Raw genomic sequence first — 13821 nt, forward strand, 5'->3', positions numbered from 1 at the left:
ATCCGAATGAACTTTTCTATTTCCTTAGTATTAAGACTTTTCGTTTTTTGAACTAAATGCAGTAAATCTTCTCGTTCGGCTAAACAGGATAGTAAATTTTCCAGTTTAGAATCATTCTCTGTTAATTTTCTGAGTTTGTTTAGCAAATGATTTTGCTCTTTCCCAAAAAACAGGTATTCTAGAGAGATAGGTGGTTTAGAGGAATTATTTAGTTATCTTGAGTTGATAACATTTTTAAATCCTAATAAACTTGAGGAGTATTTATCCTTTTATCCTGGAATTCTTATTTGGCATAAAATTGTACAACACTCAATGGAGGGATAGTAATGTGTGATACATTGGTTTATTTTAAAAACAGAGAGCATTCTTATTTTGCCAAAAACTCTGATCGCGATCTGCAAGAACGACAAATAATATATTTGTCACAGGATCCAGCAAGAGAGTTGAGGAATAGACCCTATGAACTAGAACTGGAAAAGTATAGACAACCTTTCCTTCGCTTGAAGAGTATTTTTTGTGAGTATAAACACCCCTATACTGCTTTTATTTCCAGGCCCACCTGGATCTGGGGGGCCGAAATGGGTGTTAATCAATATGGGCTTGCCATTGGCAATGAAGCGATTTTTTCCAGAGAAAGGGTTCCAGAAGATGGTCTATTGGGTATGGATATTTTAAGGTTGGCCTTACATAACTGTCAGAAGGCAATAGAGGCAGTAGATTTCATTACCAGGTTAATTGAGCTTCATGGTCAAGGTGGTGATGGTGGTTTTAAAAGCAGCCTAAAATATTTTAACTCTTTTCTAGTTAAGGATTTTACAGAGGCTTATATCATCGAAACATCTGCCAAGAAATGGGCTGTCAGGAAGGTAAAAAGTAAAGCGGCTATCTCCAATAAATATAGTATTGAGAATGATTATACTTCAACTAATCTGAAAAATACTGATATCAATTTCAGAAAGGAATATGAAAATAAAATTATGTCATTTTTTACTAAAGGGGCACAGAGAAAAGATTATGTACTGGCCCAATTGGAAAGTCAGGACCTGGACTTGTTTAGTTTAATAGAGTTATTAAGAAGTCATAATGGTCAAGGCACGATTAAGAGAGGAATGAAGTCAGTTTGTATGCACCCGGGATTAATAATAAAATCAGAGACCACCTCATCTTTAATAGTTGATTATCTAGATGATAAATTTTTTATCTGGTTTACAGGTGCACCTAATCCCTGTGTCTCTTTGTATAAACCTTTTGCCTTTACTTTACAAAATGCTAATCAAAAATATCTTCAAGATCTCGATACGGCAATTAGATTTAATCATAAGTGGAGGGTGTTTTCTCAAAAAATGATAGGCAATTATAATTGGTTTATTAATAATGTTAAAAAAGAACGGGATGAAATTGAGCAGGAATTTATTTTGCAGATTGATAAGGTAATTGATAATAAAAATGATAAGGAATTAAGTAAGCTTATTCTTGAATTAACAAACAGAGCGGAGGAATTCAGGAAGGTAAGCGTCAAAACGTCCCCACCTGGAAAAATTGAGGACATTATGATAGGCTAATTCTTATGAGGAATCCTGCATTCTTCCGGAATAGATTGAGACCAAGGTAATAATTCATCCAATTCATCTATATTTTGTAGATCAATGTTGGGTAGTTTCTCAAAAAGATATTTTAGATAAAAGAATGGTACTAAGTTGTTTGCTTTGGCGGTCTCTATGATACTGTAAGTAATGGCACTGGCTGTAGCTCCTTTTACCGACTTGGAAAATAGAAAGTTCTTTCTCCCAATAACAAAGGGCTTGATTGCTCTTTCTGCCCGATTATTACTGATCTCTAGTCTACCATCCAGGAGAAAGGCTTCTAGTTTAGGCCATTGATTGAGACAATATTTAATAGCTTTGCTGAGACCACTTTTAGGTAAAGTCTGTTGTTCCTTGATTTTTAGCCATGACAAAAAGGCCTCCAGAACTGGTTTGCTTTGTTCAAGGCGTTTTTGATATCTTTCTTCAGCTGATAAGTCTTTTAAGTCCCGTTCAATCTGGAAGAGTCGATTGCAGAAATTCAGACCTTCCTCAGCATTAGTTTTTAAGTGAACAGAGCCTTTAGGTAATGCCTTTAAGGCATCTGTGAAACCACGTCTAGCGTGAGCAAAACATCCGAGCTGGGTGACGTCCTGAACACTATTGTACCCAGCATAGCCATCGGTTTGAAGAAACCCACTGAATCCAGTTAAGAATTTCTTCGGATGTTCATTAGCCCTGGAAGGTTGATATTCATATAAGTAGATCGGTGGACTGGAAACTCCAGTAGCATAGAGCCACATATATGATTTGCTTTTAGCTGCTTTACCTTTTTCAGATAAAACCTGAAGTGTAGTTTCATCAGCATGTACGATATCTTCTTTTAATAAATATTCATATATTCTATCATATAGATAGTTAAGCCAGTTGTTGGCTCCATGGATTACCCAGTTAGCCAGATTTTGACGGGATAGCTCAATGCCAAAATTCTTAAATTGTTTCTCCTGTCTGTAAAGAGGTACTGCTTGAGAATATTTGGTATCCATGATATATGCCAGTAACGATGGAGAGAGAAAACTCCCTTTTAAAACTGGATTAGGCATAGGAGCAGTAATTACTGGAGTTGTGATATTTTCCTTTTCGCAATTTCTACAGGCATAAACATCACGAACATGTTCAACAACCTTAACCTGAGCAGGAATAATCTTTAATTCTTTTCTAATTTCCTTACTCATGACATGAAGTTGCTTACCACATTGCGGACAGATCTGCTCAGCTTCATCTAGATGATATTCAATGACTTCAACAGGGAGATCTTCGAAGGACTTTTTCTTTTTGTTTTTGCCCTTACGTCTTTTATATGTAATCTCCTCGAGTTCAGGTTCTTTGAGACTGACCTTAGCTTCCTGTTCAGCCTCATTGAAAATTGATAACTGATTAGAATTAAATTTTTCACTAGAAGCACCAAATCGTCTTTGTTGGTTTAAGCGAAATTGCTCCTCATACCAGTTTAATTTAGCTGTCAATTCTTCAATTTGTTGAGCCTGTCTTGCAATTTTATCTTCTAAAGATAGCTCTTGATTTTCTTCTTTATTAACTTGTATAATCGTTGATTTATCAGTAGTTTTCATAAGTCTATTATATCATTTTTAGGAGAAAAAAGATACTAAAATTAAGCATAAAAGCTCTGGTTTTACAATGTTTTTGAGGCTTTTGTCTAAAGTTTGTTTTAGATGATTATTCTTTCTTTAACGGCAGGATGAGCACCTTTTTGATGAATAGATAAACCATCAAGTAACCACCTGAATTGTCTTTCATCAATCATTACTGTAGAGCCAGTAGTACCATCAGGCCATCTGAATCTACTTTTTTCCAGGCGTTTGTAGTGTAACCAGAAACCATCATTATCCCATTCCAAAATCTTGAGTTTGTCCTGCTTTCTGTTACAGAAGACAAAGAGGTCATGAGAAAAGGGATTGAGCTTAAAGCTCTCCTGAACTATTAAGGATAGGCCATTGATTGATTTCCTAAGATCTGTAGGCCCCAGGGATAAATATACTTTATTGATATGATGCTGATTTAACATTGTTCTTTAAGAATCCTGATAAGAGTTTCAAAAGTATTAGAATCAAAACCTGGAACGACCTCTATGATCGCCTGACCTATAGTTATTTTTATGGTTTTAGTTTCAGAATTGTTATTTTCTGCTCGGGCAGGGAATACAGCTGTCCATTTAGTTTGACTAGATTCCTGTTCTTTCTTTTCCTTATTAAATTTATGAATATAGTATCTTAGAGAATTAATGTTTAGACCATTCTCTTCACACCATTTGGCAGCAGTTAAACTACTTGCTTTGTAATCCTGGATTCTTTCAATCCAGATTTCACGTTTGTTATTCATCTTCAAATAACCTCCCTCAGGGAAATTATCTCATAGATTTCGGCTGTAAGGAATGTGGGTTATATTTGACGCTTACGTTTATTAATAATGTTAAAAAAGAACGGGATGAAATTGAGCAGGAATTTATTTTGCAGATTGATAAGGTAATTGATAATAAAAATGATAAGGAATTAAGTAAGCTTATTCTTGAATTAACAAACAGAGCGGAGGAATTCAGGAAGAAATATGTTTTGTGTAAATAAGAAATTGGATTACCCATCGATTATTTTCAGTATGTAGTCTTGATAAAGAATAGTCGAGCGTCTAAACCCCTGAATTAATTGAGTTAATTAAGTAAAATGAATGAAGGATTGAAAATATATGAGCTTTCCCTGGCAGCAGCAGTAAGTTTATCAATAGTAGAGAAGCAATCTACTTTTAGGTTGTCTACTTATTTGAGGAACAAGTTATTAATAAACCTTTTACTGATGATGATTTTGAAATTTTTTTAAAAAGAGCAAGAAAGATTTTTCCAAATTATTAGAGTTAGAAACTAGTGTGAAATGACCATAGTTTGCGTTAAGGCAGATTATGGTCTTTTTTGGATTCGGCCAGGTTTCAATTTTACTACAGCGAGATTTATCGACTTAGTCGGTAGTTGTTGAATTTATTAGGAAAAAATAAAAATAAAAATAAAAGAAAAATATAAAAAATTTGAAATTAAAGGAAATTTGTTATATACTAAAACAAACAAATGTTCAAATTTCAAACTTAAGGTATATTTCATTAATATTTTTTATTAGGAAAGGGTAGGTGGGTTATTTATGTTTATAAAATTATTTTGCGGTGGTGATGGTAATTTTTTAATTGTTAAATTTAATTACTCATCTTTAATTGTAGAGAAGTTGAAAAAAATAAACGACAGTAGATATATAAAAAGCAAAAATTACTGGCAAATACCTGGTGATAGAAAAGTACTAAAAAAATTGTTTTTCTTATTTAAAAATGAAGAAGTTAAATTAGATGAATCATTACTAAGGTTTAAAAATTGTAATATGATCATTAATAAAAAATACAATGATTTATTAAAGGAATATACAAAAGTTATAAAATTATCAGGTTATAGTACACATACTTATAAGAATTATCTATGTCATTTAAAAAGATTTATTCTATATAGCGAAGGTAAGCTTATTTCTATTAGGCAGAGGGATATCGAAAGTTATTTGTTATATTTACTTGAAATTAGGAATTGTTCCCATTCTTATGTTAATCAAGCTATTAGTGCTATAAAGCTGTTTTATAAAAAGGTATTAAACGAAAATCAAATAGATATTAATTTGACCAGACCTAAAAAAAAGAAAAGACTCCCTAAGGTACTCAGTCTAAATGAAATAAAAAAGGTTATTCAAATAACTCATAATTTAAAACATAAAACAATATTGGTATTTATTTATTCTTCAGGTTTAAGGGTAAGTGAAGTAGTTAAAATTAAGATGAATCATATTGATATTGAAAGGAAAATGTTAAGAGTCCCTCAAAGTAAAGGTAAAAAAGATAGATATACAATTTTATCTGATACGGCTCTTTTGTATCTTCGAGCATATAGATCAAAATATAAAATTTATGAATGGTTATTTCCAGGACGGGGAGAAAAACATTTAAGCGTAAGGTCTGTTCAAAAAATCTTTAAAAAAGCAGTTAGTAAAGCAAATATAAAAAAAGATGTATCTGTTCATTCATTACGCCACTCATTTGCAACACATCTTTTAGAAAACGGTACTGATATCAGGTATATCCAAGAGTTTTTAGGTCATAAAAGTACTAAAACTACAGAAATATATACCCATGTAAGTAAAGCACAATATAAAAAGATTAAAAGCCCATTAGACCAACTACTAAAAAATCAGTGAAAATATAATGCGTTATTAAACAAGAGTAAGACTTTATTATTGACAAATATATAAAAGTTGTAATACAATTTATATAAATTAGTAAAATATTGCAATAAGACACTTCAGCCAAAGGATATCTTCACGAAATACGTAAAGATAAATCTTTACGAAATTCGTTATATATCTAAATTTTGTATTTATACGAAATACGTAAAGATAGTAGTTATGTGAAATCGTAAGTATAATATTTATATTGGAGGTTTATTTATGAATTTATGGAATTCTAAGTTAAGTTGGGCTATTTTAATAATAGCAATTTTAGGAGATTTTATAGTTGCTTATGTATTGTCGTTCTATTATCCTAAATATAGCCATACTAAACAAGTTATGAGTGTTTTGGGTAATCCTCAAAGTCCTGTTTCAATAATTTATAATATTTGGTTAGTAATTTTAGGATTATTATTTATTTATTCTGCTATAAATTTTTATATTGTTTTTTCTTCAGTGTCTAAAAGTTATGCAATGATAGGATTTATTTTACTATTGATTTTTGCAATAGGTGCTGGTATTTTATCTGGTATATTTAGTGTAAATGTAAGTAAAGAATTAGAAACTCTTGCTTCTAAAGTTCATGGAATTGGGTCAGGATTAGGATTTATAGCTTTGACATTTATTCCGTTAATAGTATGTTTTCTTTTGTATAAGAGTAATGATAATACAACTGCAATAATATCACTTATTTTTTTCTTAATTAGTCTTGTTTTATTTGTTTTATTTGTAGTTTCAGAAAAAGAATCGTATCAAAATACTATAGTGGGTTTAAGTGGACTTTGGCAACGATTATTACTGGCAAGTATGTATATGCCATTATTAATCATTGCTATTAAGTATATTATGAAAGATAGTGTTAAATAACAAGATAATGAGTGACTTCACATAACAAAATATTGCCGGTTCCGCTGTCGCTGCACCCAAATTCATGAATTCAAGCCAAGTCTGGCTAGAACTCATGAACTTCGGCAATACGGAGACGTTAGATGAAATTGAAAATTAAGTTAGTGGAGGTCTATAAAAAATGCAAAAGAGATATCAAATATTTCTTAGTTCGACATTTTCAGATCTAGTTCAAGAAAGAAAGGCAGTAATTGAATCATTATTAAATGCTAAGTACATACCTGCTGGCATGGAAATGTTCTCAGCTTCTAATAACGAACAGTTTAAATATATAAAAAAAATTATAGATAACTGTGATTATTATGTTCTAATTATAGCAGCAAGATATGGGTCAATTAATCCGAGTACTGGTATTAGTTATACAGAACAAGAATATGAATATGCCTTATCAAAGAATATTCCTGTATTAGCTTTTTTGCATAATGATCCTTATAACTTGCCAAGTGATAAAAGGGATGATGATAAACGAGAAAAACTAGAAGCTTTTAGGAATAAAGTTTCAAAAAATAGAATGTGTAAAATGTGGAGTACTGCAAAAGATCTGGTTTCATCAGTCTTAATTAGTCTTACAGAAGAGACTTCCGAAAATCCACAGTTAGGTTGGATTAGAGGGAGTTCATATGATACAACGGAATTATTAGAACAAATTAATAATCTGAGAATTGAAAATGATAATTTATCACAAGAATTAAAAGAATTACAAAAACAAATAAAGGCAAACAAACCGAAAGTTGAAAATTTAGCTTGTAGAGATGATGTTTTTGAAATTAAAGGTTCAAAATATAAACCTCCAAGGGATAGTTTTAGTAAAGGACGATATTTATCACACACTGTTGAATTAACTTGGGATGAAATTTTCAAGGCGATAGGACCTTTCTTGGTATCTGCAAAGAACTATTTATCATTTTCTAGTGATTTGAAAAATAGCATTAATTCTGCTTATAATACAGCTTTTTCAAGTATAAAGGATGATTGTATTCAAACAATAAAAGTTCAACTTTCTGCATTGGGATTAATAAATGTGAGAGCAGCAAAGTCTACTAATGGGGGATTAAATGAGTTCATTAGTTTAACAGAAAAAGGAAGTGCATATTTACTTAAATTAAAATCTATAAAGAAGAAAAAAACAAAGAATGAGTAGCTATGAAAGCGATTTTCAACTTCATCTAACAGCAAGGTTTACGGCTCCACTATCGTTTCGCCCAAATTCCAGTGCCTAACATAAGAGCTATATAAGGCACTGAAACTTCGTAAACCTGCGGGACGTTATGTGAAATCGTAAGTATAATATTTATATTGGAGGTTTATTTATGAATTTATGGAATTCTAAGTTAAGTTGGGCTATTTTAATAATAGCAATTTTAGGAGATTTTATAGTTGCTTATGTATTGTCGTTCTATTATCCTAAATATAGCCATACTAAACAAGTTATGAGTGTTTTGGGTAGTCCTCAAAGTCCTGTTTCAATAATTTATAATATTTGGTTAGTAATTTTAGGATTATTATTTATTTATTCTGCTATAAATTTTTATATTGTTTTTTCTTCAGTGTCTAAAAGTTATGCAATGATAGGATTTATTTTACTATTGATTTTTGCAATAGGTGCTGGTATTTTATCTGGTATATTTAGTGTAAATGCAAGTAAAGAATTAGAAACTCTTGCTTCTAAAGTTCATGGAATTGGGGCAGGATTAGGATTTATAGCTTTGACATTTATTCCGTTAATAGTATGTTTTCTTTTGTATAAGAGTAATGATAATACAACTGCAATAATATCACTTATTTTTTTCTTAATTAGTCTTGTTTTATTTGTTTTATTTGTAGTTTCAGAAAAAGAATCGTATCAAAATACTATAGTGGGTTTAAGTGGACTTTGGCAACGATTATTACTGGCAAGTATGTATATGCCATTATTAATCATTGCTATTAAGTATATTATGAAAGATAGTGTTAAATAACAAGATAATGAGTGACTTCACATAACAAAATATTGCCGGTTCCGCTGTCGCTGCACCCAAATTCATGAATTCAAGCCAAGTCTGGCTAGAACTCATGAACTTCGGCAATACGGAGACGTTATACACAATAGTGGCAAAGTAAGAGAGATTATTAAGCCCAGTTTTCGAGGGACAAGTTATTAATTCTCTGAAATTCTTTAGTGTTATTTGTAACAAGAATGAGGTTTTCGGATAGAGCATGTGCTCCAATCATTAAATCATACGCACCTATTATATTACCTTGTCTTTCTAAGTTGGCCCTGATTCTTCCATAATTTTCAGCAGCTTTATCAGAGAAAAATAGAATTTCTATAGAAGAAAGAAATCCAGCAAGTGCAAGTCTATTTCTTTCTGTATATTGACTTTTTTCAACACCATATTCCAGTTCAGCTAAAGTTATAGAAGAAATACATATATCGCCAACATCTAAGGTATGAAATTTATTTATAACTTTCTTAGGTTTTTCTTTTATGATATAAATACATATATTCGTATCAAGCATATACTTCATTAGAGATCATCTCTATCTTGAATTTTTGGTTGATTACGTTCATTTAAAAAGTCGTCAGAAAAGTAATTTAAACTAGTTTCTAGAGAATTCCATTTGCTATCTTTAGGAATTAGGAGAACAATGTCTTCAAACTTTTTTACATAAACATCAGAACCATCAAATCTATATTCTTTTGGAAGACGAACAGCTTGACTTCTACCGTTTTTGAATAATTTAGCAATATCCATAAAAATAATCACACTCCTAGTATAATATAGTCATAGCATAAAGCTATGCGGTTTTTTATATCAAAGTTGGTTTAAGGATTTTAACCTCCTATCTTCCAACTTGATTACATTGTATTTTTATTCATTTTATCGTGTACAAACGGCTCCTCTAGACACCAGACTTTTCATAAGGTATATTTATATATTGAATAGGAGTATGAATGGTCACCTCCTAGGGAAAACAGCTACGACTGTTTGATACCTGTAATTAAGTCAATTAATCCATTCAATAGCTATTTATGATTCGGCTGGTTGGGAGCCTTTGTGCTATACCTGTATCACATGCTAGGCTGTGTAACTATTGTCTGGAAATGGATGCCTATTCGAAAGGAGCATATTAAATGTCTTATAAATTTAATCCTTATTTATCTGTTGGTATTGATGTTGGTGCTGACTTCAGCATGATGTCTATAGCTTTGCCTAACCAACAGTTATTAGGAAAACCGTTTAAAATTATTCACAATAGATTAGATTCTCTTTCTTCTGCTGTTTCAAGAATAAAAAAAGCAGAAGAGTTGAATTCATTGAAAGCACGCATCTTTCTTGAATCCACTGGGATCTATCACTTCCCACTCTTCTGCTACCTCAAAGAAGCTGGATTTGATGTTTTTGTCATCAACCCGCTCATCTCTAATTCTAGCAGAAATTTGAACATTAGGAAAGTGCATAATGATAAGTTTGATTCAAAAAAGGCGGCTCTTTTAGGATTAAATCCTAATCTCAAGGTTTCATTGATTCCAACAGACCTGGTTCTTAATCTAAGAAACCTTACCCGTGAATACTTTAATCTTGTGGATAGTCGTTCCGCTTATGTCAATAAACTTCTAGGACAACTAAGACAAGCTTTTCCACAGTTTCTTGGAATCTTCTCAAAAGTTACTGGAAAAACTTCTCTGATGATCTTGCAGGAATATACTACACCACAAAACATCTTGTCTGCCAACAAAGAAAAGCTAATTGCTTCTATTGCAAAGATTTCTAGAAAAGGTATTAGTACTGCTACTAAGAAGTATGAAAAATTAACTAAGGCTGCTAGAGAAGCCTCTGTATTCGGTCATGCTGTAGACAGTAACTTTTATCTTATTCAACACTATATTGGCTTCATACAAAAGTATGATGCTGAAATCAACCATTTGCTGGAACAGATGCACCAGTTTGTAGACACCCATGAAGATGAACCCTTTGTAAAACAAATTCATCTTATAGAATCATTTAAAGTTGCTGGCTTCCTGAGTGCAGTCACTCTTATGTGTGAGATTGGTGACTTCTCAGCCTTCCAGAAACCTAAGCAGTTGTATGCCTACTTTGGTCTAGATCCAGAAGTAAAGCAATCTGGTAACTTTAATGGTACGAATGTCAAGATCTCTAAAAGAGGATCTAGGCTAGCACGTAGAACTATATTCACAATGGCATTACAATCAATATCTAGAGACCGTAAAGGCAGAGATACTAATCCTGTTTTAAGAAGTTATTATCTCAAGAAATGTCAATCTAAACCCAAAATGGTTGCTCTGGGAGCTGTTATGCATAAAGTTTGCAACATCATATTTGCAATATTGAGAGATAACAAACCTTTTGAGATTAGAACTCCAGAAGAGCATTGTCTGAAATATACCAAGTTTAAACTACAAGCTGCATAAAAATACTCAGAAATATAGTTTTACATTTTTTAACTTTTTCACTAATTGATCAAGTTCTATTTAAAGTTACCTATTTTTCTGAAAAAACTTTTTTAATTTTTTTCAATTTAGCTATTGACTTTTCTTAGCTGGACTTAAATTAATAGTATTAGTATATATCATAGTATATACCATTATTCATTGTTTTGTCAATAAATTATTGGTTAATTACGGGGGCGCCACTACAGCGTATAACATGGGATTTAAGATTCCACTACGTTTCATCCAAATTCGTTCATCAAGGGCGTCGCCCTAAGATTCACGAACTTCTTAAATCCCTGGTACGTTATACGCAATACCAGACATAAAAAAAGAAAGAAGTGATATAGTGGAAATAACATTTAAAGAATTATCTATGAATGAAATTGATTTAGTAAAACCATTATGGCAAAAATTAAATGAGCATCATATACAATGTTCAGAATTCAGAGAAGAGTTTAAACAAAATAATTTTGAAAAGCGCATTAATAAGATAAAAGATAATAAATTAAAAATCATGGCAGGATATAATGATGAAAATAAAATAATTTGTTATTCAATAACTTCTATAAGTCCTGACAATGTGGGTGAAGTTGATTCAATTTATGTAGAAGAAAACTATAGAGGTAATGGAATAGGGAAAAAATTGATGGAATTATCTTTAAAGTGGTTAGATGAAAATGGAATAGATGACATTTTTATATTTGTTGCAGTTGGCAATGAAAATGCCTTGGACTTCTATAATGAATTTGGTTTTAAACCAAGAGCATATAAATTAAAAAGACTTTCTTAAAGTTGATTACGTAAGCAGTCTGGTACAGCGTATAACATGTGATTTAAGATTCCACTATCGTTCCATCCAAATTCATTCACCAAGCGCGTCGCGCTAGGGTTCATGAACTTCTTAAATCCCTGGTACGTTATCCGGTACGACTGAGCAATGGTATATAGTTTAGTAGGTGGAAATCCTACCTGATAAGATTAAGCCAAATCATCAGTAGCGAGTCTTGGAGTCAATAAAGTGATTTATTGATTTAAGTGTAGACAGTTAGGTAATAGGCCTGAAAGTGATTGAGCCTCGAAATCGTACAGTTGGGAAAGGCTGACAGTTTCAGATATCTGGAAAGCAACATTTTATGAGACATTAATGGCTAGTTTCTTAAAACCTCCCCGGGGTCTAAGAGCCAGGCATGTTATACAATGACTATATGATAACTCAGGAGACCCTGCAATTCTTCTGAAAAGAAGTATAGCAAACAACTGATAAAAAGGAAGAATGCTGAAGGTTGCAGGGAGTCGGACAGTTTTCATAGTATTGATGAAGCCGGGTAATGCCGGTGGAGAAAAGGAAAACTGCACGAAATCGTATTTGTTAAGGACACATTAACCACACACAGGGGTGGATAAATAATGTCAACAAAATTAGCAAAGATAGCAATAAAAGCAAAACAAAATCCAAAGACAGTATTCACTTCACTGTATCACTTACTGAATGAGGAATTACTGCTGTTATGTCATCAAGAATTGGAAGCTGGTAAGGCAACAGGTGTAGATGAAGTAACTAAAGCAGAATATGAGGAGAACTTAAAAGAGAATATAAGTGCTCTTGTGGAAAAATTAAAAACACACTCATATAGACCCCAGCCAGTAAGAAGGATATATATACCCAAAGGTAAAGGAAAAGGAAAAGTAAGACCTCTAGGGATACCAGCATATGAAGACAAGCTAGTGCAGCTGGGATTAAAGAAGATACTGGAGCCGATATATGAAGCCATATTTCTGGACATATCATATGGATTTCGACCAGGACTAAGTTGTCATGACGCCTTAAAGAAGCTAAACATAGTAATAGAAAAGCAGAAAATCAGCTATGTGGTAGATGCAGATATAAAGGGATTCTTTGACAATGTAAATCATGAATGGTTAATGAAATTTATAGGAGTAAATATAGCAGATCCGAATATAAAAAGGCTGATAGTAAGGTTTCTCAAAGCTGGAATAATAGAAGATGGGGAACTCACAGCAACTGAGCAGGGAACACCTCAGGGAGCAATAATATCTCCATTACTGGCAAATATATATCTTCATTATGTACTAGACCTATGGTTTATGGGGATAATTGGCAAACATTATCGTATCAACGGTGAAGCTGAGATAGTGCGATACGCTGACGATTATGTATGCTGCTTTCAATACAAAAGAGCAGCAGAGATATTCTTTCATGTACTAAAGAAAAGACTAGCAAAATTCGGTTTAGCACTGGCAGAAGATAAATCCAAGATAGTAGAATTCACAAGATGGATAAAGCTAAGGAGGAATATGTTGACGACCAACGAAATAGTAGATAAGGTTAAATCCAAGTTGAGGGGACATTATCAATATTATGGAATAACAGATAATAGTAAGTCTATAGATAATTTTAGACAGGCAATTATCAGAATACTATTTAAATGGTTGAATAGAAGAAGTCAGAGGAAAAGCTTTATATGGGAGAAATTTAAGAAATATATAATTGATAAACACATACCAAAAGCAAGAATATGTGTAAATATATATGGATAGTTTTGATTTTATGTGAGATGGAGTGAGGAGCCGGATGCCCGAATTGGGCCCGTCCGGATCTGTGAGGGTTCGGCAT

General features: G+C 32.3%; 14 protein-coding genes. 9 read left to right on the plus strand and 5 right to left on the minus strand.

Annotation, left to right across the window (positions count from 1 at the left end; all coding sequences use genetic code 11):
* Window positions 1-326 precede the first annotated feature (326 nt).
* Entirely contained in the window at window positions 327-1562 is a 1236-nt protein-coding gene (locus GM661_RS07300; RefSeq protein ID WP_230869418.1) for a carcinine hydrolase/isopenicillin-N N-acyltransferase family protein, read from the plus strand.
* On the opposite strand, the gene tnpC is transcribed toward GM661_RS07300, so the two are convergent.
* The 3 genes from tnpC to tnpA all read right to left on the minus strand — a co-directional run bounded on the left by tnpC (window position 1559) and on the right by tnpA (window position 3923).
* Window positions 1559-3154: an IS66 family transposase gene (gene tnpC, locus GM661_RS07305; protein WP_230869323.1), complete on the minus strand. Its 1596-nt coding sequence runs from the start codon at window positions 3152-3154 to the stop codon at window positions 1559-1561. The genes GM661_RS07300 and tnpC overlap by 4 nt on opposite strands.
* 98 nt (window positions 3155-3252) lie before the next feature.
* Window positions 3253-3609, minus strand: a complete 357-nt coding sequence (gene tnpB, locus GM661_RS07310; RefSeq protein ID WP_125989607.1) for an IS66 family insertion sequence element accessory protein TnpB — start codon at window positions 3607-3609, stop codon at window positions 3253-3255.
* Window positions 3603-3923 carry an IS66 family insertion sequence element accessory protein TnpA gene (gene tnpA / locus GM661_RS07315; protein WP_230868043.1) on the minus strand — a complete coding sequence of 107 codons (321 nt, stop codon included), beginning with the start codon at window positions 3921-3923 and terminating at the stop codon, window positions 3603-3605. The genes tnpB and tnpA overlap by 7 nt, the downstream gene beginning before the upstream one ends.
* A 65-nt stretch (window positions 3924-3988) precedes the next feature.
* Between tnpA and GM661_RS07320 the strand changes: the two genes are divergently transcribed.
* The 5 genes from GM661_RS07320 to GM661_RS07340 all read left to right on the plus strand — a co-directional run bounded on the left by GM661_RS07320 (window position 3989) and on the right by GM661_RS07340 (window position 8709).
* The gene (locus tag GM661_RS07320) at window positions 3989-4165 is read left to right on the plus strand and encodes a hypothetical protein (RefSeq protein WP_230869419.1); all 177 of its coding nucleotides are present in this window, start codon (window positions 3989-3991) and stop codon (window positions 4163-4165) included.
* Window positions 4166-4726: 561 nt separating this feature from the next.
* Entirely contained in the window at window positions 4727-5815 is a 1089-nt protein-coding gene (gene xerA / locus GM661_RS07325) for a site-specific tyrosine recombinase/integron integrase (protein WP_230869420.1), read from the plus strand.
* A gap of 249 nt (window positions 5816-6064) precedes the next feature.
* Window positions 6065-6712, plus strand: a complete 648-nt coding sequence (locus GM661_RS07330) for a DUF998 domain-containing protein (RefSeq protein ID WP_230869421.1) — start codon at window positions 6065-6067, stop codon at window positions 6710-6712.
* 160 nt (window positions 6713-6872) lie between these two features.
* On the plus strand, window positions 6873-7892 hold the full coding sequence (locus GM661_RS07335) for a DUF4062 domain-containing protein (protein WP_230869422.1): 1020 nt from the start codon (window positions 6873-6875) through the stop codon (window positions 7890-7892).
* A gap of 169 nt (window positions 7893-8061) precedes the next feature.
* Window positions 8062-8709 carry a DUF998 domain-containing protein gene (locus GM661_RS07340; RefSeq protein ID WP_230869423.1) on the plus strand — a complete coding sequence of 216 codons (648 nt, stop codon included), beginning with the start codon at window positions 8062-8064 and terminating at the stop codon, window positions 8707-8709.
* Between the two features lie 151 nt (window positions 8710-8860).
* Here the strand turns inward: GM661_RS07340 and vapC are convergent, their stop codons facing one another.
* Together vapC and vapB are read right to left on the minus strand one after the other, a co-directional pair.
* Window positions 8861-9259 carry a type II toxin-antitoxin system tRNA(fMet)-specific endonuclease VapC gene (gene vapC / locus GM661_RS07345; RefSeq protein WP_230869424.1) on the minus strand — a complete coding sequence of 133 codons (399 nt, stop codon included), beginning with the start codon at window positions 9257-9259 and terminating at the stop codon, window positions 8861-8863.
* Window positions 9259-9486, minus strand: a complete 228-nt coding sequence (vapB, locus tag GM661_RS07350) for a type II toxin-antitoxin system antitoxin VapB (RefSeq protein WP_230869425.1) — start codon at window positions 9484-9486, stop codon at window positions 9259-9261. Before vapB ends, vapC begins: the two co-directional genes overlap by 1 nt.
* Window positions 9487-9866: 380 nt before the next feature.
* Between vapB and GM661_RS07355 the strand changes: the two genes are divergently transcribed.
* The 3 genes from GM661_RS07355 (at window position 9867) to ltrA (ending at window position 13745) form a co-directional block, all read left to right on the plus strand.
* Window positions 9867-11165, plus strand: coding sequence for an IS110 family RNA-guided transposase (locus tag GM661_RS07355; protein WP_230869426.1), 1299 nt, complete (start codon window positions 9867-9869; stop codon window positions 11163-11165).
* 367 nt (window positions 11166-11532) lie between these two features.
* Window positions 11533-11976: a GNAT family N-acetyltransferase gene (locus GM661_RS07360; protein WP_230869427.1), complete on the plus strand. Its 444-nt coding sequence runs from the start codon at window positions 11533-11535 to the stop codon at window positions 11974-11976.
* A 617-nt stretch (window positions 11977-12593) separates the two neighbouring features.
* Entirely contained in the window at window positions 12594-13745 is a 1152-nt protein-coding gene (gene ltrA, locus GM661_RS07365; RefSeq protein WP_230869428.1) for a group II intron reverse transcriptase/maturase, read from the plus strand.
* Window positions 13746-13821: the final 76 nt, after the last annotated feature.

This window comes from Iocasia fonsfrigidae (genome assembly GCF_017751145.1).
GTDB classification, from domain to species: domain Bacteria; phylum Bacillota; class Halanaerobiia; order Halanaerobiales; family DTU029; genus Iocasia; species Iocasia fonsfrigidae.

What these genes read in the sequence shown, in the direction of transcription:
- GM661_RS07300 (WP_230869418.1), top strand. Translation starts at nt 327, where the DNA reads ATGTGTGATACATTGGTTTATTTTAAAAACAGAGAGCATTCTTATTTT.
- tnpC (WP_230869323.1), bottom strand. Translation starts at nt 3,154, where the DNA reads ATGAAAACTACTGATAAATCAACGATTATACAAGTTAATAAAGAAGAA.
- tnpB (WP_125989607.1), bottom strand. Translation starts at nt 3,609, where the DNA reads ATGTTAAATCAGCATCATATCAATAAAGTATATTTATCCCTGGGGCCT.
- tnpA (WP_230868043.1), bottom strand. Translation starts at nt 3,923, where the DNA reads ATGAATAACAAACGTGAAATCTGGATTGAAAGAATCCAGGATTACAAA.
- xerA (WP_230869420.1), top strand. Translation starts at nt 4,727, where the DNA reads ATGTTTATAAAATTATTTTGCGGTGGTGATGGTAATTTTTTAATTGTT.
- GM661_RS07330 (WP_230869421.1), top strand. Translation starts at nt 6,065, where the DNA reads ATGAATTTATGGAATTCTAAGTTAAGTTGGGCTATTTTAATAATAGCA.
- GM661_RS07335 (WP_230869422.1), top strand. Translation starts at nt 6,873, where the DNA reads ATGCAAAAGAGATATCAAATATTTCTTAGTTCGACATTTTCAGATCTA.
- GM661_RS07340 (WP_230869423.1), top strand. Translation starts at nt 8,062, where the DNA reads ATGAATTTATGGAATTCTAAGTTAAGTTGGGCTATTTTAATAATAGCA.
- vapC (WP_230869424.1), bottom strand. Translation starts at nt 9,259, where the DNA reads ATGAAGTATATGCTTGATACGAATATATGTATTTATATCATAAAAGAA.
- vapB (WP_230869425.1), bottom strand. Translation starts at nt 9,486, where the DNA reads ATGGATATTGCTAAATTATTCAAAAACGGTAGAAGTCAAGCTGTTCGT.
- GM661_RS07355 (WP_230869426.1), top strand. Translation starts at nt 9,867, where the DNA reads ATGTCTTATAAATTTAATCCTTATTTATCTGTTGGTATTGATGTTGGT.
- ltrA (WP_230869428.1), top strand. Translation starts at nt 12,594, where the DNA reads ATGTCAACAAAATTAGCAAAGATAGCAATAAAAGCAAAACAAAATCCA.